Here is a 22,893-nt window from a genome sequence, read left to right as displayed (position 1 = left end):
CTTTTCCCTGACTAGTCTTTACAGTCATTACCACTACATAGTAAAGATTGCGCTAATACCGCTTTATACGTCCCATCACTTTTCATTTTTTGCAGCGTGGCGTCGAACTGCTGTTTAAGCTTTTCACCACGCCATGTTTTAGGAAACGCGAAATAACTGGGGATCACAAACTCATACTCACTGTGCAATTGAACCAATTGCTGAATGTTTAGTCGGCGAAGTATGTCAAATCCTCCGAGCTGGTTACTAATTACAACGTCTACTCTGTCAGCCAGCAAGAGTTTAAAGCTCTGAGTGCCAGAAGTGGTTTCCACCACTTTGTTGATCACGCCTTGCGCTATAGCCGAGTCTATTTCTTTACCGTAGCTTACATTTCTAACCAGCCCCACTCTTAGCTGCCTCAATTCATTGATATCGCCAGTCAGATTTAGATCACTATCACGATTACTGAATATTGATACCGATTGCTTTATCAATACCTGTTGTGAAAACAGCATGGTTTTCTGACGTTCCTCGGAAAAATAAATAGTAAAAATGCCATCGGCACGTGCAGCCTGAACTTCTCTGAGCGCTCGTCCCCAAGGTAAAAATTCAATCACAAAGGGCTTGTCCATTCGGTTAAATACTTCGTTAACCATATTAACTCCAATGCCTTTAGCATTGTTCTCTTCTAAATACTGGTATGGCGGGTACTCAAGTGTGACAAAACGCAAAGTCCGCGTATTCCCCTCCCTACTATGAACTAGCAAGATCACAGACATGACGACCATGACAATAAGTCGAATATGCCCATATTTACGTTTATTGGAAAGATGACCTGCCATATACCACCAACCAACCATACAATTCAAAAGCGCACCTTAAACTTTAAATACGCTCTGCGTCCTCTCGGATCACCTGTTCTGGGGTCATAACTACCTGCAATATTTACAAAAGGCGGGGCTTTATCCGTTATATTTACTACACCAGCGGTGATCGCCCCACTAACTGCCAAAATAGAAGACTCATTGAGTTCCATTTCATACTGTAAATCTATCGTATTAAAAGAGTTTATTTTCTCTAGACTTACGTCATTTTCGTAACTGGCCACATGGCGAAAAAACACATTTGCATTATGGCCGTTCATGGTCCAATTGATGCCCATGCTACCTTTGAGTCTTGGAGCCGGATTTCCGACTGTGTTGCGATTCAACTTACCCAGACCATCTGTAACAGTGCCGCTTTCATCCATTAAGTCATACTCCAACAAATAAGACGCTGAAAGCTGTGGGGTTACCCGTCCAAAGTGCATATCAAAATGATACATGGCTGTCAGATCCACACCTGACGTATCAATCGCTTCAGCATTGATAAACCGCGTATTCACAATTGAAATTGTGCCTGCGGAGGTGCGCACTACCCGATTAGGGTCATCTGGAAACGCATTGACAACCGCTTGATGGCTTTCTCGAGTTAACACTTCTTCAAACGAAAAACGCCAGTAATCTACATCTATATCTAATGTATCGAATGCATATGAAATGCCAAAATTAAACGCTTCTGAAGTTTCTGGCACCAAGCTCGTATCACCTACAGTTCGATTACCGCCAAACGTCGTCGAACCATCTCTGGGATCAGTAATATTGGCAAAATTGGTTTGAATGCCTTTTAATTGATGAACTGAGGGCGCTCTAAAGGATGTGCTGTATGAACCTCTCAACGACAAATCTGGAGATACATGCCAAAGCACAGACAGTTTCGGATCAGTGGTGTCACCTCCTAAATCTCCATAATCTTCATATCGAATGGCCACTCCCAGCTCAAACTGAGCCAAAAGCGGGAGTCGCAACTCAGAAAACAGCGCTTTAACATTGCGCTCTCCAGATACGTTTTGATTGCCGATTAAAAACGCAAATCTGTCTTGTTGCGTCAAAGAGTCATAGACTGAGGTCATTGATTCTTTTCTATATTGAATACCAATCGCCAATGCGCTGTAGTCATCACCGATTGCAAACAGTTCATCAAACGCAAAGACGCCTTCAAAAACACGTAACGTCGATTTCACGTTACCAATATAGTCGCCAATGATGTAACTGCGTAATTGTTCATTCACGCTATCTTGAGGGGAAAAAGGATTAAAATATAGACAAGAACCGGTGCCTGCAATTGAAGCACCTCGGCTGTCACAATTCACCCCACCAAACCCCAATAAAGCAGATTGAAAGTTATCAGCTATGACATCTCTGGGATTTAAAAATGCATCATTTTGCGCACTCACATAGGAAACTTGCCAGTATTTGTTCGACCCTATAGATCCGTCTACACCAAATGCGACCCGTGAAGTACGGTGCTCATAAAAATTCCGTTCAGTTGGTTTGCCAACGCCAAATGGTCGCCCTCTAAAAAATATATCTTCGTTGTAGGGGTTTTTTGGATGTGACGAAAGCACAGACGGCGCATTTAGCACAGGAAAACTAGGTGAAACTTCTCGAGAAATATCATTATCTGCAAAACCCGCTTCAAACCATGGCTCAACACCATCGTTTAACTCCCATTTTGCATGCATGTACAGCTGTAACCTGTCTTCATTCGGCACTGCTGTGATTTGCGGTGCAAAATCAAACAAACAAAATGTATTGCCATTACTTCCTTCGGACTCAACACCTCCATTTTGCTCACAATTCGGGTCAGCAACTGTGAGACCCGTTGGATTTAGTCCATTGGCAAGAGAAGGGAGTACAAAACTACCAGGATTGCCAAAACTGCTAAATGCCGGTTGGACCCAATCAACTTCTCCAAGCACTAAGCTGGTCCTTTCTAAATAGCTTGCTGCGACCAGCAGATGCCCAGTGTTGCCAATCTCGACACCATAAGCAAAGTCTATTTTAGTTTCATCTTGACTGCCTTCACTTAAGCGTTTTCGATACTCATATTGAAGCTCACTGCCTATTAAATCATCTCTACTAATAAAGTTTACAACCCCCGCAACCGCATCTGAGCCGTAAATAGCCGATGCGCCATCTTTTAATATTTCAACTCTCTTTATTGCCAAAGTGGGGATCAGAGATGCGGTGTCGACAAAGCTGGCTCCTTGATCCGTAACCACAGCAGATGTCACTTGACGCCGGCCATTCAACAACACCAAAGTAGAAGATACGCCCAGCCCTCTGAGGTTTACATTTGAGGTGCCGACCGTAAAGTTTTGTGTCAAATTATCAGAGTTGTTCTGCGCCCCCGCGTTAAATGACAGGGTTTCAATCAAGTCTCTCACATCATTAGCACCAATATAGGAGAGTGCTTTTGCATCAATGCTGGATATTGGTGATGGGCTATCGGCTTGTATTGAGCGCTTTATTCTAGTGCCGGTCACGGAGATTTTTTCAACCTCTTGTGCTCCTTGGCACATCGCAGGTAACCAATAAAAAGGCGCACTGATTAGTATAAGACCAACGAATCTTGCAGACCTTGTTTGAAACATCCTCTCCCCGCTTTGCGCCATACCAACGCGATGTCGCAACTAAATGAATACGTTAGACTAAGCATAGAGTATTTTTAGCGTATATTATGGAAATTTTAAGAGAGGTAAGTGCAAAGAATAGGGCGATAGCTCGGAGTTACTCCGTTGCAAAGTCAGTTAAATTTTAAAACTGTAGAATGAAAAAAGCCCAGCAATTGCCAGGCTCAAGCACAACGTAATTGTTTAAAAAGACTTACCACATTTTAGAAATTTTTACGTCTGCAGTCGCACCGTCAGCTGATTGATCAACGACTTCAAACATAAGACCTAACTTCGGCAGCTTTTTACCTGTTGCTGGGCGAATGTAGTTTGTATAGTCATCCCAATCTGCAAAGCGAGGATTTGCATTTGTGAATTGGTCTCTCCATACCGTTTCAAGATAGCCACCATTGGCCAAATCGGTGCGAGTTGTTCGCCCTGCATCACCTAATTGCGGCACAGTGTTAAATGCTGCATCTTTGATCTGCCTGCGGCTATTTAGTGGTGTTACGCTGCGATCCGTTACCCACTGACCTGTGCTGCTGTATTCAGTCACATACTCTAGAATTGGATTTCTGTCTGCATCGACAATACCAATCCAACCTTCACCTGGGTGTGCACCCACTAGGTTATCAGCACTTGGTACATCAAAGAATTCAATTACATAAGATGGGTCAACATACCAAACTAACAGGCCTTCTTCCATTCCTGCCTCTTTCAAGCTCGCATCGAACCCAACATGTTGACGCCACTCTAACAGATAGTACGGAGTATATTGAATTGTACCATCAGACAGCGATGCGCTGTTTACAAAGCTAACTTTTTCAGGCGTATTTGAAGTGATTTCATTGAGTACATTGTCTCCATCTGACACGACAATGTTATCAACCGCGACATAGGTTGAATCACCACCAATTGCATAGTTTTCAACGGTAAAAGTTACGTCATCAAACTGCGCCAAAAATGCAATATCGTAATTAACCGTTGTCCAAGTAGAGCCTGTAGTAAGAATCTTTCTACCATCAGATGCCATTTTTAAATCAGCTGCATTTGCCGGTGCTAAAGCACCTGAAATACCTGCGCTCGGAATATCCACCAGTAGTCTCAAACCAAAAGCACTATTAATAGATTGCGTTGAGTTTAAGCTAAAGCTTAATGTCGCAGCTTCGGTGCCTTTCACTGATTGTGCAAAAGAGATAGCACTATAACTTGTTAGGTCAAATGCATTGGCATGCAGTGGCTCATAGATCTTTTTCGTTTGCTCTGGCAGGTCAATTTTAACCAGGTCGTTATTCAAACCTTTCGTACCAGCTTGAGAAAACTTAACCGTCACACCTTTTTCTGTTAGCTCGGCAGCATTGATTTCCTGAGACTGGATCCAGTTACCGCCGTACTTATTTTGTAAGAACAATTTTGCATATGGACTATAACCCGTCGGTTTTGTGCCTCTGATCACACCACCCCAGCTACCTGAAGCCATAGAAGAGTACGCAGAAACAGTTTCACCAACGCCACCATGTTTATCTTCTGAATACACAGTGTCATACTCGTCTGGTAGACCTAAATCATGACCTAATTCGTGTGCTAGAAGACCAATCGTTGCATCAATTGGCTGGATAACATAGCTGCCAATACGCGCTGTTTTACCCACTGATTCATTAAACACATCTTGATTAATTGAGTGACGGTGAGACCAAATATAGTTATTAAACGGGCTGTTTGGATCTGGACGCAGTGCACGTGGCTCAGATTCTTCACCTAATGTTGAGTGAATAATGCTTAAATGGTCAATTTGACCATCATTATCAAGGTCATAATCGCTCAAATTAAAGTTTTCGTCTGCTAATACATTATATACAGCTTCTTTTATCAGTGCATGAGTGTCCTGTTTATAATAAGGATGATCAAATTTTGCTTTATACCAACCAAATACACCACCTTCCACGTCAAAAGAACCACCACTTTGATCTAGAAAGTATTCACGCATACTTGGTAGTGTTTCGCCTCTTGGACCTTCGTAACCATTTTTCGAAAAGGTCATCTCATAATAATGCTCAGGCGTATAGTTTTCATAGTAATGTCTACTAGGTATATTTTCTGGCTTTATCGTATTATGAGGAACGTCGGCAAATTCCATCAAAATGGTAAGCACTTTACGTGTTGTTACTGGACCGTGCCACTCTCGGGTCTGTGATGCGTCAGCGGTATTATCAACAACCAATGGAGCACTAAAATCAGCTGTTAAATTTCTATGTAATTCAGCATCTTTTTTAAGCTTCTGTACTTGTACAGGATCGATGGTTACGTTATCTGTAGGCGTGTGTGCAGCATGCGAATGTGCTTGAGCATAGCCACTCAATGCACAAATAACTGCCGCTGCTAGCGAGTTCATTGTATATTTTTTCATTATTCTTTCCATATTTATTTACTTGATTGTCAGCCAGAGTATTTACCGAACAACGGCATTTCTAACTCTTGAATATGAAAAACGAATAAAAGTCATGAAAATAACAAGGATTTAAAAAAACTCTTAACTTACTATTTAAAAATAGTTGAAAAACACAGGCTTTGATACATTATAACAACTAGATATGGTTAAATTTAAAGCTTCTTTTAAAAATCAGGAATTGATTAACCTATCAGATTTTTAATCACATCTCATCAGGCATGTTCTCGTTATAAACTTAATACCAATAGAGAAATTAACGTCTTTAAATTATCGAGTTTATATAATTATATTCCACCGAAAAGCTAACTAAATACAGAGTGCTGCAGATATCAAGCCTTGAGTTTATAGGCAAGATATAGTACGAATAGGCAACCTGCTCAATTCTACCCTTACTTGCGAAATAGCGATAATCTCAATACTTATTTTGAACATCATTAGGCCTAATTCAGGATAGCAAAATGAGATGGAATAGGTCGCCTATAGGGTGAGAGCCAAAAATCATCAATAACTATATAAAACGGGTAAATAAAATATTTATCTAGTCACTCCTTAAAATGCGTATTACAACCCATTGTTACAATACGCATAGAGTCGTTATACAATTACTTTAAAAGGACAGAAGAAGCTATGACTGTAATAGCCGTATCAATCTCTTTCTTATTTATCTGATAAAGCAAAGAGCTTTTGTGATAGGTAAAGTCAGTATGTGACAGGTTTTTTCCATCGACTGCATAAACTCTATCAAAAGGCGTTGCTACGCTGTGTAGATCAAATGCCACATCGGCATCGCTTACATCTAACGCCAATGCACTGTCAGTAGTAATGAAAGTCGGTGCTTTATTCGAACTCAGTAAATTAGTGTGCAAGATAGTGACATTGTCTTTCACTGTTCCGTCAGGCTTTCTTAGGAACGAATTTACCATATTTCCATCAATGGCATAGGAGCCTGGTGCATTTTCTAACACATAGTTACGATAGTAGAAAGGTGCCTTATAATTTGGTGAAGTTGAAGACAACTTTAAATCTTGTATCTTCAGTGTATATTCTGTTGTTCCATATGCTATGTAGTCATTTTCAAACTTCGCCATTTCAGTGCCTAGTGGTAGCCCTTGACTGGTTCCAGTGTAACTACCATTTGAGAACGCCACGTTATAAGTTGACGGCAAGCCTTGTCTATCGAGTTCATTAAAGTAAGCATTGGCGTTGTCACCAGTAACCAAGAGGTTTTTAGCAACCCCATCCGTCATGTCGGTCAGCAAAGCCCCCATTTCGCCTCTTTCTTTGTCCACGTTACAAGCCATATTTAAAGTAGTACTACACAACTCATTTACGTCGTCTAGACGGCCTTTGATGCGTGCAACTGTATCTATGAAAGAAGGCGGAATTATTGCACCTTTATGTGGAGCATCGATAGAAATATAGTTTTCAAATCCGTGCTGATATGTTGAATCATCAAAACGATTAAGCGTTTTACGGCCCAAAACACCACCGTAACTGTAACCTATCATCGTGCTGTGATAATCACCTTGTTTATGCTGAGTTTCAACATAGTGGATTAGCTGTCCAACTGAGAGTTCTATATACACAGTGTCAGTATCATAACCGATAAAAACGATGTCTTTTCCTGCATCAAGTAGAGGCTTGAAGACATCCTTAAGTTTGAGAGTCGACCAATACTTCTCCAGTTCATAAACGCTGCTATTGATCCCGCTAGCAGTTACACTCAGGCCAGAGATAAAGTATACCGGTTTATCAAATATACCATCTTTTGATTTTATAATATTTGCATGGGCAATAGGTCCAGTTTTACATGTAAGCGTTCCAAAGCCACTAATTGGCTGACAGATCTTTCTGTCAGAAACTGGGTAGCTGAGCTGCAATGTAGACGAAACCGGAACGTCATAAACCTTCATATCAAAGATACTGACGTGCTCACTAGGTTCATAAATGATTGGTCTAGTTGTGACCGCATGACCACCATCAAACATAGACTCATATTCATACTGAATTGACTGTACCGAGTAACCATCAATACTCGTGATAGGATCAAGTGGAGAATTAGCGATTGAGTGTGCAGAAGTAAAAATCAATGGTAACAAAGCTAACGGGGTTATTTTATTCATGCATATAATCCATATTAAAAATCGAGCCGAAGATTACCTGAAAAAGAAACTTAAAGAAACATATTACCTTTTGTGAAAAACAATATTAATAAGCATATTTTTTGATTTGAGGCCAAGTATTGAATAGCTACCACCTTCAATATAAGGCAGAGATTAAAAGGCCAAAACAAAGCAATTAACATTCACCATCACTAATAAAAGCCAACTTGATAAATTTAATATTTCAAAAAACAGTGTGAAATAATATTTTTAAATTATTAAAATAATCATCCATTTTACAAGTATCCATAAACCCGCCACACAAACAGGTTAAAAAAAGTTCATGAAGCCACAAGTAAACCGATAGATTTCTGTGATGGGTTTTATTTATAAACTAGTGCGCGAATTGTTCATTTACAAACTGTAACAAATCAGCTTTACTACACATTTTTTTAACTTTATGATGCGCGGTTTAATACCAAAAAACGCAACACTTATGAAAAAAGCACTACTTATAAGCTCTGTCATAGCAATATTACAGGGGTGTTCAGGAATGAAGTACGTTCCTATGACACAAGAAACACGAAATGCAGCACAACAAACTAGTACATATAACCTTGTACTTCAGGACGAAGTTAGACCTGCGGTTAATCTTTCAAATGCTTCTGGAGCGTTAGGTGGGGGCTTGATCGCAGCAGCTATTGACTCATCAATTAACGATGATAGAGCCATGGGTGCATTCAGTGTTGCCGCACCATTATTAAATGATACGCTTGATCTAAATTTCCGTAAACTGATCGTCGAAGAATTCAACCCAGTTTTAATCTCTGAATTTAACGCCTCAGACACCAAAGAAACTGCTGAGTCAAAATATCTCAACGACAAAGAGATTAAAGCACAAATAGCATCCTTAAAAGAAGGTGAGGCTGCACTTTACTTGTTCACTCATTATCAATTTTTCGACAACTTCAAAGTTGTTTTATTTGAAACAACAGCCACATTATACACAGCGGGAAAAGCAAAAGTTTCTAAACCAGCTTATCGAAACTCTTTCACTTTCATCTCAGATCCTGTTGGTACAGGTAACCTTGACTCAATCCGATTATGGAAAGACAACAACTCACAGTTATACAGAGCAACTGTTAACAATGCGCTTTCTGAAATCAGAAAAATGCTTGAGGCAGATATCAAAGTCGCCAATCAAGAAGCATGTATTACAGGAACTAGATACACCAGATACAACGTACTTGGTGATTATAAAAGTAGAGGTGTAATTACCGCTCAAGACGGCAACCGAGTTCAAATAAGAGATAACGATGGTTCATTAATCAACTTACACAATGAACTGCTCGGCAAAAAACTAAGTAAAGGGTGTAAAGCATAATGATGAAAAAACGTTCAACTATTTTAATTTCAGCTGCAATACTCTCCTTTAATTCCATGGCTGTTACTGATGTCGAGATGAAAGTGGGTAAGCTATCTAAAAAAACTAAACAGCAGCACCAAACAATTGCTCAACGCCTAGCCGAATCAAATTGTCAGTATGTCATTAACCCAATCTCGGATGCTCGTGATAACAAAGAAGCGATAAGTTGGTCAGTGAATGCAACAGGCGTTCAAGCCTGGTTAGATAATGTACATAAAGATGTGCTATCACCACTGTTGCCGACTCATCCTCGAGATATCACAATTGAACTTACACCAAAGCTAAACAAGCTTTACACTTACAACGAATCGATGAACATTAATGGGATGGCTGTATCGACAGTTGACTACACAGTTAATGGCCAAGCACCGAATAAATTCTATGTTCGAGGGTTTCACTCGAAAACAAATTGGGCTAACGGCGACAGCGAATTTGTTGAATCAGCAGAGCGTGCAACAGCACAAATGGTCACCAAATTGCTGAATAATCTACCAGCTATTTGCGAGAAAGCGACCGCCGCTTAAATTGCTTACATCAAAACAAGGTCTATATGACCTTGTTTTGATGTTTCATATTGGTCAATCGATACTATTTAAGCATGTGTGCTTCAATTTGCTGAGATACACGAATACCGCTACGAACCGCACCTTCCATAAACCCTAAATAAAGCGTGTCAGTGTGCTCACCCGCAAAATAGATACGACCTACAGGTTGTTGAAATAACTTCCAGTATTTAGTTATTTGCCCTGGTCCATAAGCGATAAAACCACCTTGAGTCCACTCTTCAGCAACCCAATTTTGTACCTTTGAATCAACCAAATATTGCCCAGAACCCGGGTACATAATGGATAACTCATCGAGTCTTGCTGCTATGATTTGTTGATCTGTCCAATCTTTTTGTATCTGACTATAGTCTCCAGATGTATAAGTGATTAAAATCCCCCCTTCACCTCCTTGACGTTCGGTCGTTTCCCACGTCCAGCCTGTTGGCAAACCACCAGCAACAGCGGTATCTCCACCGAGATTTTGCTCTAACCAAAATCGTTTACTGTACTGCAGCAATACTTTTGAATGTGAACCATAATTAATGTTTTTTGCTGCGTCACTCATTGCTTGAGGCAATCGTGGTGAAAAGTCAATTTTGTTTAACACTGGCAAAGGCACGGTTACCACCACAACGTCGGCTTCATAGCTGGCGCCTGATACCGTATCAATTGTAACTCGCTCACCTTGTTCTTGAATTTTCACAACCGCCTGATTAAGGTGAATATCCCCTTCGATATTATCCGCAAATGCTTGCGCCATAGCTCTGCCACCTTTTAAAAAACGATGACTTTCAACATCGTCATCAGATACCTGCTCATACACTTTGACGTACTGGGCTAAGTGCAACAAAGAAAGGTCACTAGGTTCATCAAAATCCCCCCTGACATATTGCTCCGCGAGCAGTTTTGCTTCTGGGTGAAGTTGCAAACCATCAATCCAGCTCTGTACCGTGGTTAAATCATATACCTTAGCTTTTTCGAGCAGTGCAGGATCATCTGCATCAGGCACAGCATCGGCAAGCAAACTCAGTTCTTCATAAAAACGGTTGTAATCATTAACAATTTGAGTATCAAAGTTATTTTCAAAGTCGGTGTAACTGACTAACTTTCCGTCAACATAATAAGCACCACTTTCGATTTCCCCCCAATAACCGGTGTCGGCAAGCTCAACATTAAATAAGCTGGCATAACGATGGACCTCTTGGTGAACGGTTGGACCATCTATAAACTCACCTCCCATTTCGCCGTGCTGCTGTCCCATATCGTATGTACCTATACGACCACCTATCCTGTCCTTAGCTTCGAGTATTGTGACAGAGTAGCCTATGCTTTCTAATTCATATGCTGCGGTTAAACCAGACAAACCAGCTCCAACGACCACAGCTTGATTGACCACAGGTTCTTGTTCCGGCTTAGCCTGGACATGCACCACATCAACAGTGTCATTGTTGCCACATGCCGACAATACAGTAGAAAACACCACACTACTTACGACAATGCGCAAAGAATCCCTTCTCTCTGATAACTTCATATACACCTCAATTAAATTTTAACGCGATAAAAATAAATATTTTTATTTATATATTTCAATAGACTAGAACTACCTGTAGCAGTTCAAAGGAGGGGGCACGCTACCACGTCCCTACAATGTTAACAAGGACAAAATATGGTAACGTACAAACGAGAGAAAAATATTCTCTTTGCAACAAGATATGGTTGAGAATTTACTTCGCGACTCCAAGATGTTTATATATTAATACCTCCTGCTCAGCCTCAACTAATTGAAATGCCAAGTCCGTCGCCAATTTAACTGCAAAGCGTTTTTTTCCTTGCAATGAAAAGAACCCTCTGGGCAGTGTGCTATAGCGTTCGTACACCTGTGCTGCTTCACACTCTAATGCAATCAGCCGGGTGAATTTCGAACCAGCAGCAATATTTCGCTCCGTCCCTTGATAAATCGCAAAATCTTCAACAATACAAAGTAGGGAATACAGTTCGCCGTCTTCTTCAGGGATCACTGTATATCGCTTCAACTCAACCAGTGGCGTACCAAGTTGCAACGCTTGATACACTTCACGAAAGCTATCTAGGTAAGACTTAAAGCCATATCGCTCAGCCAGCGATTGCAAACGCTGATGCTTTTGAGATGGTGATTCATTTACAGCGCTCTTTGGTGTAACACATCGCCATGGCGCAAGCGATTGCTTTAATTCTGCTAGTTGCTGCTGTTGATGTTTAATTTCATCTTCTTCCAATCGCTTGGCTTTAATGGCATCTTGTTCCAATCGCTGCTGTTCATGCATCTTCGCCTGTATCTGCCGACGCTTTTTATTACCGCTATCAAAAGCGTTAATTTTAATATTTATCACCTCTTGAGCCTGCGCAAAAGACAAACTTTCACCATATTGATTAACTATATGGATATCCTCGTTAATATAGTCAGGGTTTAACTTTATTAACTCGCTAAGTAGCTCCTGATACTTATCATATAAAGCACCTTCTTCTGCCAAAGTAGTTGGGCTACCATATTGAGGATCACTTAGCCAGTCCGCTTCACGCATATCATTGACTGTGGCATACATTAATGCCATTAACTCTATTTTTTTACTTTCCACGTTTAACTTCAACTTTCATCCTAATAGCTACCAATTAAAAATCAGCTCAACGAACACAAAATTTTATATAAATTTACCAACCAATATAATACCTTGGTTTATAAAAAAATTAGCAGAGCTAAAAAACTAACAGAATATTATAAAACAACACTAAAATCAGATTAACCGAGAAAAAACTACTCTATCAATATGTAAAGCTATACTCTTCACCCTATCATGGATGCTGGTATTTTAAAGTCCTTAATTAGTGTAAACAAAAATAGCATGGCGCTACCAAATTGACAGGTAGGAACATCAACGTTAGCTGGGTAGACTGGCACTTTAATAAGGTAGGCATGGGAACGGATATGGACAAATACAAGGTGGGACAATGAATACAAACGGATTGTTAATGGTACTTTTTGAGGCTTTAGAGTTAAAACAAGCGCGTTATTACTATAACAATAGCCTGTTTACGGGTATGGCGATTAGCCATACCGATGGGGTTGTAACCAGCCGGCATATGTATAAAGATGGCGTTAAGGAATGTGATTACGAGCCGCCTTATTTAAATAAAACAACACATGCCATACTCGATGACTTGGTCGATTGCACCACAGATGAGCCCATGTATTTAAATGGAGAGAGGTATACAGGGACTATATACTGCATTTATCCAAAAGGTAGAGTATCAAGCGAAGATGTTTTTGTACGAGGTATGCACCGTGAAAACACACACTTTTACTACAATTCAACTGCGATAAAAGAACTTGTCGTAGAATCCGTTGTGAATGAGCAGTTCTGCATGTATGAAATTCACGAATGGGATTCATACGGTCAACTAGAATATTGGGATGCGGAGATTGAATGCATCAAAGAAAAATTGAAAGGTCGTATCTCATTTAGATTAAATAAAGATTTTAGCATCCGTGTTTTTACAGTTTCCGGTGATTTCAACAAAGTACTGGAAAACAGTGAGCATTTGGCATGTCCTTACTTCCCAGCATTCGAGCGAGTTCGTCAACTGAATTCAGGCCCTATTGATACATTTAATATAAGATTCAGTAACCAGCTGTGGGCTCATGAACCTGTAATCAAACAATTGATAAAGGCACTTCAGCCCAAAACACTAACCATAAATCATTTTTCCAGTGAATACATGAATCTTATCCTGTATGCCTCTGAGCACAATACTAAAAAGCTAATGATATTTGGTTTTCAAGAGGAACAAGACGAGGCGAATTTAAAAAAATTTCTTGTCCAACAATGCCCACATATTGAGCTAATAATATAGATCAACTAAGTTAAGCAATTTCAGGGCAAGCATGCAGTAAAGGTGTTTAACCTCGACCGTTATAGCTGCCCTTATACGTTTTACTATTCGTTTTAACAGCGCGCTGTTGGGCGTGATAAGTGACAGTACAACCTCAAAAAGCTACTGCCTAAAGATGTAGCGCTTCTAGCTGCATTGTTATTGAGTGTCCGCAGTAATGTCTTTCGCCACACCCAATAATTAAGGTAAAAGCGTCACCAATTAACAGAACTTTCTTATGCTGTTTGAAACCTACCTTGCTATAGTGCACTGTCGATGGTCACCACGCCCATTATTGCAATTATCGGTTTTTTAACCATTTTTCATTCAAAAAAGCCATATAACCTGGCTAAAAACCCCTCACTTCGTAAACAATTGTGAAAATTAGAACGTTCTTTTTTGTATATAAAAATAGTTGAAAAATTAAAAACTGTTAACAGGTTAATTTTTTAGACAACAACTAATCAGCATTACGACTTAGAGATTGACGCCACCCAGATATCCAACCCCGATAGAAAGCCATACTAATCATTACGTTATGCAAGGACAAATGTCCCTATTAAAATACTTAAATCGGCACTTGTGTTAATAAATAGATTCGATCAATTGTTGCAATTAGATGTCTTATGTTTAAGGCAATTTTAATAAAAAGTTCATAATAGAGTATTATATTCGCCTCCCATTTTTTAATGGGAATATTTGCACCCTTAAAAATAATCTAACTCGCAAATGATAAAACAGAGTGATAAACACACGGGAAAAATATGAACTCTAACAATAAGCATCGTGGAAAACTGCGATACTTGGGCCGCTGCATCGCTATGGGGCTGTGTTCAAGTGTCGTTATTGGCCACGCAAATGCGAACGTTATCTTTACAGAATATGTCGAAGGTAGCAGCAATAACAAAGCGCTTGAAATTACTAATTTTGGCAACAATAGTATCGATCTTAGTACCGTCAGTATTGCGCTAACTGCAAATGGTAAAAAGTTGGATGAGGTCACCCCACTCACCCTATCCGGAACTCTGGCAGCGGGCAGCAGTTATGTCCTTTACAACAACGGTGCGAGTGACGAACTAAAAGCGCTTGGCGATATCGCCAGCACCGCCACTTATTTCAATGGTGACGACGCACTTACGCTGATGGTCAATGGCACCATCGTTGACAGCATAGGTCAAGTTGGTACCGATCCAGGCAGTAGCTGGGGTTCAGGTAACACCAGTACAAAAGATAAAACACTCCGTCGCAAAATAGGCATCGAAAGTGGTGACATCACCATAGATGATGCATTTGATCCAGCCAATGAATGGATAGGCTTTGCAAAAAACACCTTTGACGGTCTTGGTTGCTCAGGTATCACAGCCTGTGGCGGCGACGGTAATATCCCGTCAGAGATAAGTGGTGAGCCAAAAGGCATAGTGAATGCCACAGACACATACGTATTCACTCCAACTGTCACCAACCTAGATGATGACACACTGGTGTTTGCCATCGAAAACAAGCCGAGTTGGGCAAGCTTTGATACGACGACAGGCAAACTCTCAGGCACGCCAACAGCCGCTGATATGGGCATATACGACAACATTGTTATCACAGTTAGCGATGGCACAGTCACAAATGCACTTAACGGTTTCTCAATCTTGGTAAGAGCAGCTGGCACCAATGATGCGCCACTAATATCTGGCTCGCCAAATACCTCCGTACAGGCAACCCGAAACTATGCGTTTACACCCGATGTCACCGATTTAGAAAATGACAGTCTAGTATTTTCCATCACCAACAAGCCGAGTTGGGCGACTTTTGATACGGCTTCAGGCCAACTTGCTGGCACGCCAGCGGAATCTGACACTGGCAATAATGAAAACATCATCATTTCTGTATCTGATGGTTTCAATGCTCCGGTGAGCCTACCAGCCTTTTCAATTACGGTTACAGACAAACCGGGCAGCAACTATGATTACAATACGTACTATGCTTCAGCAATTGGTAAAGTCGGTGCTGAGTTAGAAAACGCACTGTCTTTAGTTGCGCGACAAGGTCAGCAAAGAATGACTTACTCGCAAGTATGGGATGCGCTAAAGTATACCGATGAAGATCCAGATAACTCAAACAATGTGCTGCTGTTTTATACAGGAAAAAGTCAGTCAAAAGATACCAACGGTGGCGGCACAACGGATTGGAACCGTGAACATAGCTGGCCAAAATCCCATGGTTTCCCGAGTGAAAACCAATATGGTTACACCGACATTCACCACCTTAGACCCACAAATGTAAAGGTTAACTCAACGCGAAGCAGCAAAGATTATGACGATGGTGGTAACCCAGTTGATGGCGCCCCAGGTAACTTTACTGACAGCGACTCATTTGAGCCCAGAGATGCAGTCAAAGGCGATGCTGCGCGTATGATGTTCTACATGGCAGTTCGCTATGATGGTACAGACGGCAGCATGCCCGACCTTGAGCTTGTCAACAATATTAGCGCGAGTAGCTCACCTACTTTAGGCGTGCTTTGTAACCTCATGGATTGGCATCGTGAAGATACCGTTGATAAGCTAGAGCTTGATAGACACCAACGTATTGTTGAGCAACAAGGTAACCGCAACCCTTTTGTTGATAACCCTGAGTTTGCAGAAATACTATTCGGTGAAACTTGTCCAAAGTTAGGCGACGTGGCACCTGTCATTGGTGGTCAACCCGAGCTCATCGTTGGGACTGGTCGTCAATATAGCTTCACCCCTACGGCCTCTGATCAAAACAAAGATACTTTAACCTTCTCGATCGTGAACAAGCCTTCATGGGCGACTTTTGATACGCAAACAGGTCATTTATCTGGTACACCTGCTGTTGCTGATATTGCGATTTATGAACATATCCAAATCTCAGTAACCGATGGTACATCTACCGTGTCTCTACCAAGCTTTAATATTGAAGTGGTAGATTCAAGTTCGATTAAAAACCCACCGACTATCACTGGAACACCAAGTACCAGTGCGATTGTAGGTATTGCATATCGCTTTAAACCAGAAGCGAACGATGAAGACAATGACACGCTGACTTTCTCAATCACTAATAAACCATCTTGGGCAACATTTAACACGCAAAATGGCGAATTGTCGGGCACTCCATCATCTCAAGATATTGGCGTGACGAATAATATCGTCATTGGTGTAACTGATGGCAATACGGATAGTGTGAATCTGCCTGAGTTTTCGATTCAGGTCAGTGAACAGGTCGAAACGAGTAAAGTTATCTTCACCGAATATATTGAAGGCAGCAGCAGCAATAAAGCGGTTGAAATCACAAATTTTACCGGCGCGACTCTAGATTTGAGCCGTGTCACAATCACATTGGCAGACAATGGTAAACCACTGTCTACCGAAGGGCTAAGAACACAAACGCTGTCTGGTGAGCTAAAACATGGCGAAACTCATGTTATTGCCAACAGCAGTGCAAATGACGAAATTAAGAGCCGTCAAGACAGCACGAGCACCATCACTTACTTTAATGGTGATGATGCATTGGTACTGACTGTTGATGGCCAAATTGCCGATGTATTTGGTCAAGTTGGGACGGACCCTGGTAGCGCATGGGGCAGCGGTAACACTTCGACCAAAGATAAAACCCTGCGCCGCAAAGAGGGGATCACTTCTGGTGATACAACCTTAGATGATGGCTTTGACCCAAGTGTTGAATGGGAAGGTTTCGAGAAAAATACTGCCGATGGCCTTGGCTGTAGCGGCGTTTTAGCCTGTGGTACTGATGGTGGAACTCCACCACCTCAAGTCGAGATTGGCGTATGTAATGACCCTGCTACTTTAATTAGTGCAATTCAAGGTAATGGAACTGCCAGCCCACTGGTAGATCAGTCGGTTGTGATTGAAGGTGTGGTGGTAGCAGCATTCCAAGATGCAGGACAACATGGCGGTTTCTTCATTCAAGAAGAAGATCAACATGCGGATTCTGACAGCGCTACATCTGAAGGTATTTTTGTTGCTGATACAAATACAAAGGTCACAGTGGGTGAGCAAGTTCGTGTATTGGGTAATGTTGTTGAAAAATACGACTTAACGCAAATCAATGCTGTGACAAATACGCTTTCTTGTGCGACAAATGTGTTAACGCAAGTCACACCAACACAAGTGAATCTGCCGTTTACAGCAGGCTTTGACCAAGAGTCACTTGAAGGTATGTGGGTGTCAATGCCACAGAAGTTACATGTAACGCTTAGCCATAATTTTACTAAATATGGTGAGATTTACTTGTCTCAAGGCATGCGAATGCAACCTACCAACAAGTACCCTAAAGACGACCCTCGTCGCTCAGCGCTTGCTGACTTAAACGCAAGAAACAGTCTACTTGTTGATGACAACTCAACACAAAGTAACCCTGAAGAAATCAGTTACTATCCGGGCTTTAGTGCAGATTCGCCGCTCCGCTCTGGCGACCAAGTATCTAACATGTCTGGGGTTATCCACTACACTTATGGCAATTACAAGCTTATTCCAACCAGCTTGCCAAGCTTTGAACCGTCCAATACTCGTCGCACTAGACCTTACGAACGTAAGTCAGAACAGCATATACGTGTTGCCAGCTTTAACGTAATGAACTACTTCGTCAACTTTAACAGTCGCGGTGCAAACAATGAAAAAGAGTTTACCCGTCAACGTAGTAAAGTGATCCGTGCAATTGTGGCATCAGATGCTGATGTTGTTGGCCTGATGGAAATCGAAAACAATGGTTACGGCGACAGCAGCGCTATCAAGAACCTAATTGATGGCTTGAATGAACGCGATGATGTGAATGATTGGGCGTTTATAAATCCTCAGTTAGAACAAGTTGGTACAGACGCAGTCACTGTTGGCATTATTTATCGTGCAAATCGTGTTGTGCCTCAAGGAAGCGCTCACGTCATAACGGAGGCGCCATTTGATGAAGCAACACGGGCACATAGACCACCTATGCTGCAAACATTCAAGCCAATCAACGGTGGGAAAGGTATCCGTGTCGTTGTGAATCATTTCCGCTCTAAAGGTGGATCATGTGGTGCAGACATGGACGACACAGTAGAAGGTGCATGTAATGGCCAACGTATCTTAGCTGCAAAAACGGTCGTTGCAGCGCTTACCCAAACAAATGTTGAATCAAGTGAGAGCACAAATTCTCCTGTTTATGCCATTTTAGGTGACTTTAATGCCTATACACATGAAGCGCCGATGCTTGAGTTTTACAAAGCTGGCTTCACAAATATCAGCATTGAAAAAGGCGTTGGTGACAATTATTCATACTACTTCAGCGGTGTAGCTGGTAGTTTGGACCACATGTTAACAGCAAACGATTCAATGGAACGCATTGTGCAATCAATGCACTGGCATATAAATGCCGATGAAGCTGCTGGCCTAGACTACAACACAGAAGGCAAATCTGAAGATCAACAAAGTAAATGGTTCTCTGACTCTCCTTATCGCTCGTCTGATCACGACCCAGTTGTCACTGATTTTGATTTAGCAATCAATGTACTACCTGACAACCAAGCACCAGTTGCAAATGATGATACCGCTGATGCGGTGCAAGGTGAGCGCATTTCGATTGACGTATTGGCAAATGACACTGATGCAGACTCTGATCCACTAATCATCAACGCCGCGACGCTCATCTCAGGCGAAGGTGACGTAAGCTATTCTGATGCTCAAGTAAGCTTTACACCAAGTGCAAACTTCGTAGGACAGGCAACGATCAGCTATACCATCGCTGACGGTAATGGTGAAACGGCAAGTGCAACTATTTCTGTCAATGTTATTGCCAAAAACCGAGCGCCTATCGCGATTGATGACACTGCTAATACACTTGAAGATCACAGCGTGACGGTTTCTGTATTGAGTAACGATAGCGACGAAAATACTGCGAGCTTAAAAGTCACTAATGCAACACTCACCTCAGGCCTTGGCCAAGTGGCTTATTCAGACTCTTCAATTACCTACTCGCCTGCTGAAAACTTTAACGGCACAGCACAAATCACTTATGAGATCAGTGATGATGCCGGGCTTAGCGCAAGTGCGCACGTTGCTATCACAATTGCACCGCAAAACGACGCGCCGACAGCAGTTAACGATTCAGCTATTGTCTCTGCAAAACTACAAGCCAACATCAACGTACTTGCGAATGATTCTGACATCGATGGTGATACGCTTCATATTACTTCGGCAGATGCGAATATAGGTAATGTTGAAATTAGTGGAAATGTACTTCAATACCAAGCACCTGCATTGAATACGGGTCATGCGACTATCAGCTACACAATCAGTGATGGCACTGACACTGCACAGGCAACGGTAAATGTGCAAATTAGTACAGCCAACCTAGCACCTGTTGCCAAAGATGACTTTGTGCAATTGGCTGAAGGTCAATCATCAGCAACAATAACTGTGTTAGACAATGACAGCGATCCAGATGGTGATACATTGTCATTGGTCGCTGTAAATACCGATGCTGGTAATGCGGTGATTGAAGGCAACCAGATTGTATTTAGCAGCAATGACACATTCAATGGTGTCGCTCAGGTTCGTTATGCCATTTCTGATGGGTTTGGCGGTCGCGCAGAAGCTGTATTGGAGCTGCGTCAAGAACAACCATTTGCACCTGTGATCACCGTGCCGGCTGATTTGACAGTTAATGCAACAGGGCTGCTTACTAAGGTCGATTTAGGCGTAGCCACAGCAGTTGATAGCAACGATGAGTCTATCGCAGTTGAGTTACTGGGCAACAACTTCTTGCCTTCAGGTGCAAACAAAGTGTATTGGCAGGCATGTAGTACTGACAATGTGTGTGAAAAAGTTGCGCAGTTGGTCAACGTACGCCCAATGGTAAGCCTACCATCTCCAAGTCAAGTTGTTGTTGAAGGTCAAACGGCGACAGTACCTGTAGTGCTCAGTGGTGAGCATTTTACATATCCACTCACGATTGACTATACAGTTTCAGGCACTGCGGGTGAAGAAGACTACGCGTCAGTATTAGGCCAGATCACTATCGAGTCAGGTACACAGGGCCACATCTCTATTGAAACTGTGCTTGATGATGTTAACGATGCAGACGAAACTGTTGTGATCACATTGGACACCAGTGAACTAAATGCAAATGCTGAACAGCGCCATGAAATTACAATCGTCGAGTCGAACATTGCACCAACACTGACTCTAAATGCGATACAACAAGATGAAGTACGTTCGATTGTGGTCGCAGAGCAAGGTCCAATCACAATTACAGCTGATGTGATAGATCAAAATAGTACGGACACTCATACCATCGAGTGGACGGCACCAACAGATTTGAGCAATGAAAGTACTGATCCAACTCAGTTCAGCATCGATGCTTCTACGCTTTCTGCCGGTGTCTACCAAATTAGTGCAAAAGTGACTGATAATGCAGGCCTATTTGATATACAAAGTGTGATATTCAAGGTGGTTCTAGAACAACCGGCATTAGACATGAATGCAGACTCAGATGGCGATCTCATTAATAATGCGCAAGAAGGCTTTGGAGATGAAGATGCCGATGGTATCCCTAACTACTTAGACCCAATTGACGCACAATGTAACATTCTGCCTTCTTCTGGCAATAACTGGGATTCTGGTTTAATTGAAGTTGAAGCAGGTGTGTGCATGTCACTAGGTAGCTTGAGTCTTGGAAGCAACAAAAATGCAGCCTCGCTCAATGCCGATGAAGCAGCGCAAACAGGTTTAATTTCTGCGGATGATGGTATGGAAAATCGCGGTGGTATTTTTGACTTTGTAGTTGATGTACCAAGCGGTATGGACAGCGTCAAAATTGTATTACCACAGCAAGCTGCAATACCTGCAAATGCGCAATATCGTAAGCACCTGCCAAATCAAGGATGGGTCACACTCTCTGCGCAAAATGGCAACGCACTGCATTCAGCCATTGGCCAACATGGTTATTGTCCAAGTATTAATGACAGTAGCTGGCAGGAAGGTTTGGTTGAAGGTGCATGGTGTGTAAGGCTAACACTGGTAGACGGTGGTGAATATGATGCCGATGGTATTAAAAACGGTAAAATTGTTGACCCAGGTGGCGTTAGTGTTGTGCAAAGTGACAATGTAGCGCCGGTTGCAGTCGACGATACACTGGAAGTTACTTTTAATCAGTCGGTAATGCTGGAGGTACTAGCAAACGACACTGATGCCGATAACGACACTCTTTATATAGTTAACGCAACAGCAGTGCATGGTGTCGTGAGTATTAATGCTGATTCGAGCTTACAGTATATAAGTGCGCTGGATTTTGTCGGTATTGATACCATCGAATACACTCTCAGTGATGGTCAAGGCGGGACAAGTACTGCAACTGTAGTGGTCCGTGTGGTTGCACAAGCTCAACTGCAGAATCAACCACCTGTTACCATGAATGATGTGGCTGAAGTGTTTAATAACGACACAGTGACCGTTGACGTGACAAATAATGACTCTGATCCTGAAGGTGGTAAGTTGACGCTTATCAGTGCGACAGCTGACTCCGGTGAAGTGACCTTTACAGATAGTGCAATCACCTTTAAGCCTACATTAAACAGCGAAGGTAAAGTGACTATCAATTATATCGTGGCAGATGAGCAAGGCGCTAACGCATCTGGCATATTAGTGGTAGCAGTAAAAGTACCAACAAAGGAAACGGATATCATTGAACGTGTAGAAACCAGAACGGTTCGCACCTCAAGCGGTTCAATGCCTGTATTCCTATTGCTACTTGTTCTCCCTGCTCTAGTACGTCGCAGACGATAACAAGAAAGTATTAGTGATAAGCCCCTGTCGCCTTCGCTTCAGGGGCTTTTTTATGGTATCCCTGAAACCATTTAACCCAGCACTCTATACTCTTTCACCCTATCACCCTGAACTTGATTCAGGGCCCATAACCACATCAAACATAGATTGCGGGGCAAGCCCACAATGACGAAAAATAACCCGTCACTCTGACGCCCCTGT

At 41.9% G+C, this 22,893-nt stretch carries 10 protein-coding genes; 4 read left to right on the top strand and 6 right to left on the bottom strand.

From position 1 onward, the window contains the following. Positions 1-11: 11 nt before the first annotated feature. The 4 genes from MHN81_RS19540 to MHN81_RS19525 all read right to left on the bottom strand — a co-directional run bounded on the left by MHN81_RS19540 (position 12) and on the right by MHN81_RS19525 (position 8,047). Positions 12-824 carry a transporter substrate-binding domain-containing protein gene (locus tag MHN81_RS19540; protein ID WP_239426486.1) on the bottom strand — a complete coding sequence of 271 codons (813 nt, stop codon included), beginning with the start codon at positions 822-824 and terminating at the stop codon, positions 12-14. 23 nt (positions 825-847) lie between these two features. Next, a complete protein-coding gene (locus MHN81_RS19535) occupies positions 848-3,457 on the bottom strand; it encodes a TonB-dependent receptor (protein WP_239426485.1) in 2,610 nt (869 codons plus the stop codon). Positions 3,458-3,689: 232 nt separating this feature from the next. Continuing rightward, complete coding sequence (locus MHN81_RS19530; RefSeq protein ID WP_239426484.1) at positions 3,690-5,882, bottom strand: immune inhibitor A domain-containing protein; 2,193 nt, start codon at positions 5,880-5,882, stop codon at positions 3,690-3,692. A 644-nt stretch (positions 5,883-6,526) separates the two neighbouring features. Continuing rightward, the gene (locus MHN81_RS19525; protein ID WP_239426483.1) at positions 6,527-8,047 is read right to left on the bottom strand and encodes a hypothetical protein; all 1,521 of its coding nucleotides are present in this window, start codon (positions 8,045-8,047) and stop codon (positions 6,527-6,529) included. 532 nt (positions 8,048-8,579) lie between these two features. On the opposite strand from MHN81_RS19525, the gene MHN81_RS19520 reads away from it, so the two are divergent. Next, a complete protein-coding gene (locus MHN81_RS19520) occupies positions 8,580-9,410 on the top strand; it encodes a hypothetical protein (protein WP_239426482.1) in 831 nt (276 codons plus the stop codon). After that, positions 9,410-9,976, top strand: coding sequence for a hypothetical protein (locus MHN81_RS19515; RefSeq protein ID WP_239426481.1), 567 nt, complete (start codon positions 9,410-9,412; stop codon positions 9,974-9,976). Before MHN81_RS19520 ends, MHN81_RS19515 begins: the two co-directional genes overlap by 1 nt. A gap of 64 nt (positions 9,977-10,040) precedes the next feature. Here MHN81_RS19515 and MHN81_RS19510 read toward each other — a convergent pair whose 3' ends face one another. Both MHN81_RS19510 and MHN81_RS19505 read right to left on the bottom strand, forming a co-directional pair. Then, entirely contained in the window at positions 10,041-11,528 is a 1,488-nt protein-coding gene (locus MHN81_RS19510) for an FAD-dependent oxidoreductase (protein WP_023401360.1), read from the bottom strand. Positions 11,529-11,721: 193 nt separating this feature from the next. Beyond that, on the bottom strand, positions 11,722-12,624 hold the full coding sequence (locus MHN81_RS19505; protein ID WP_023401359.1) for a hypothetical protein: 903 nt from the start codon (positions 12,622-12,624) through the stop codon (positions 11,722-11,724). 358 nt (positions 12,625-12,982) lie between these two features. Between MHN81_RS19505 and MHN81_RS19500 the strand changes: the two genes are divergently transcribed. Next, positions 12,983-13,885 carry a hypothetical protein gene (locus MHN81_RS19500; RefSeq protein WP_239426480.1) on the top strand — a complete coding sequence of 301 codons (903 nt, stop codon included), beginning with the start codon at positions 12,983-12,985 and terminating at the stop codon, positions 13,883-13,885. A gap of 782 nt (positions 13,886-14,667) precedes the next feature. Then, positions 14,668-22,692: an ExeM/NucH family extracellular endonuclease gene (locus tag MHN81_RS19495; RefSeq protein ID WP_239426479.1), complete on the top strand. Its 8,025-nt coding sequence runs from the start codon at positions 14,668-14,670 to the stop codon at positions 22,690-22,692. Positions 22,693-22,893 lie beyond the last annotated feature (201 nt).

The organism is Pseudoalteromonas sp. Of7M-16 (assembly GCF_022347805.1).
Taxonomy (GTDB): Bacteria; Pseudomonadota; Gammaproteobacteria; order Enterobacterales; family Alteromonadaceae; genus Pseudoalteromonas; species Pseudoalteromonas luteoviolacea_F.
The sequence above is the reverse complement of the archived record's forward strand: the minus strand, read 5'-3'. Positions and strand labels throughout refer to the sequence as shown.

Coding starts and splice junctions, on each gene's coding strand:
- MHN81_RS19500 (WP_239426480.1), top strand. CDS start 12,983: ATGAATACAAACGGATTGTTAATGGTACTTTTTGAGGCTTTAGAGTTA.
- MHN81_RS19495 (WP_239426479.1), top strand. CDS start 14,668: ATGAACTCTAACAATAAGCATCGTGGAAAACTGCGATACTTGGGCCGC.
- MHN81_RS19530 (WP_239426484.1), bottom strand. CDS start 5,882: ATGAAAAAATATACAATGAACTCGCTAGCAGCGGCAGTTATTTGTGCA.
- MHN81_RS19540 (WP_239426486.1), bottom strand. CDS start 824: ATGGCAGGTCATCTTTCCAATAAACGTAAATATGGGCATATTCGACTT.
- MHN81_RS19535 (WP_239426485.1), bottom strand. CDS start 3,457: ATGTTTCAAACAAGGTCTGCAAGATTCGTTGGTCTTATACTAATCAGT.
- MHN81_RS19510 (WP_023401360.1), bottom strand. CDS start 11,528: ATGAAGTTATCAGAGAGAAGGGATTCTTTGCGCATTGTCGTAAGTAGT.
- MHN81_RS19520 (WP_239426482.1), top strand. CDS start 8,580: ATGAAGTACGTTCCTATGACACAAGAAACACGAAATGCAGCACAACAA.
- MHN81_RS19515 (WP_239426481.1), top strand. CDS start 9,410: ATGATGAAAAAACGTTCAACTATTTTAATTTCAGCTGCAATACTCTCC.
- MHN81_RS19525 (WP_239426483.1), bottom strand. CDS start 8,047: ATGAATAAAATAACCCCGTTAGCTTTGTTACCATTGATTTTTACTTCT.